Consider the following 1,313-nt stretch of genomic DNA (forward strand, 5'->3'; position numbering starts at 1 on the left):
CTTCTGGATGATACGCGTGCCCGAGATGGCGGACGCCATCGCCTGGGCCAGGCGCAATCCCTATCCCGTCGGGCCCGACGTCGAGGTGGAGATTCGCCAGCTGTTTGACGCCAGCATCGATATCGACCAGTTCACGCCGGCCCTGCAAGCGGCCGAACAGCGCATCCGCGACGAGCAGCTTGAAGCGGGCATGCGCGCGCAGTTCACCGCCTAGGCCGTGAGTACGGGCGACACCGCGCGCGTGGCCGATGCCCTCTGGCGCATGGAATCGGCAAAGATCATCGGCGTCCTGGCGCGCATGCTGCGCAACGTCGGCCTGGCCGACGAACTGGCGCAAGACGCCATGGTCGAGGCGCTCGAGCGCTGGCCGCAGTCGGGCATTCCCGACAACCCCGGCGCGTGGCTGATGACGGTTGCCAGGAACCGCGCGCTGGACCACTTGCGCCGCGCGAAGCTGCAGCAGTCAAAGGAGGGCGAGCTCACCTACGCTCTCGAGACCGAGCTGCAAGACGCGGCGAGCGACCTGGAAGCGCTGATCGACGACGACATCGGCGACGACTTGCTGCGCCTGATGTTTGTCGCCTGTCACCCGGTACTGTCGACCGAGGCGCGGGTAGCGCTGACGCTGCGCATGGTGGGCGGCCTGTCGACCATGAAATCGCGCGCGCCTTCCTGGTGTCCGACGCGACCGTAGCGCAGCGCATCGTGCGCGCCAAGCGCACGCTGGCGGAAGCGCGCGTGCCGTTCGAGGTGCCGCGCGCGGCCGATCTGGCGCCGCGCCTGGCGTCGGTGCTGCAAGTGATCTACCTGGTCTTCAATGAAGGTTGTGCGGCCAGCAACGGCGGCGACTGGCTGCGTCCGCGTCTGTGCGAAGAGGCGCTGCGCCTGGGCCGCATTTTGGCCGAGCTGGCGCCGCAGGAGCCTGAAGTGCACGGGCTCGTTGCGCTGATGGAGATCCAGTCCTCGCGCGAGCGCGCCCGTGTCGGGCCGGCGGGCGAGCCGGTGCTGCTGCTCGACCAGGACCGTAGCCGCTGGGACCAGTTGCTGATCCGCCGCGGTCTGGCCGCGCTCGAGCGTGCAGCCCAGCTGGGCCAGGGCTACGGACCGTATGCGTTGCAGGCGGCTATTGCAGCCTGTCACGCGCGCGCGGCACGCCCCGAGGACACTAACTGGCAGCGCATCGCGGCGCTCTACGATGCGCTCGCACAGCTGGCGCCGTCGCCCATCGTCGAGCTGAACCCGGCGGTGGTGCTGTCGATGGCATTCGGTCCTGCAGCCGGGTTGGCGCTGGTTGACCGTCTCGCCGGCGAGGC

2 pseudogenes are annotated in these 1,313 nt (G+C 69.2%); both read left to right on the forward strand.

Annotated elements, in window-relative coordinates:
- Nucleotides 1-214 (forward strand): annotated as a pseudogene (locus ACP7BV_RS27000) (YciI family protein); the annotation flags it as partial.
- Between the two features lie 48 nt (nucleotides 215-262).
- Nucleotides 263-1,313 (forward strand): annotated as a pseudogene (locus ACP7BV_RS27005) (RNA polymerase sigma factor); the annotation flags it as partial.

It is taken from the genome of Massilia sp. TSP1-1-2 (assembly GCF_049896185.1).
Lineage (GTDB): Bacteria > Pseudomonadota > Gammaproteobacteria > Burkholderiales > Burkholderiaceae_D > Telluria_A.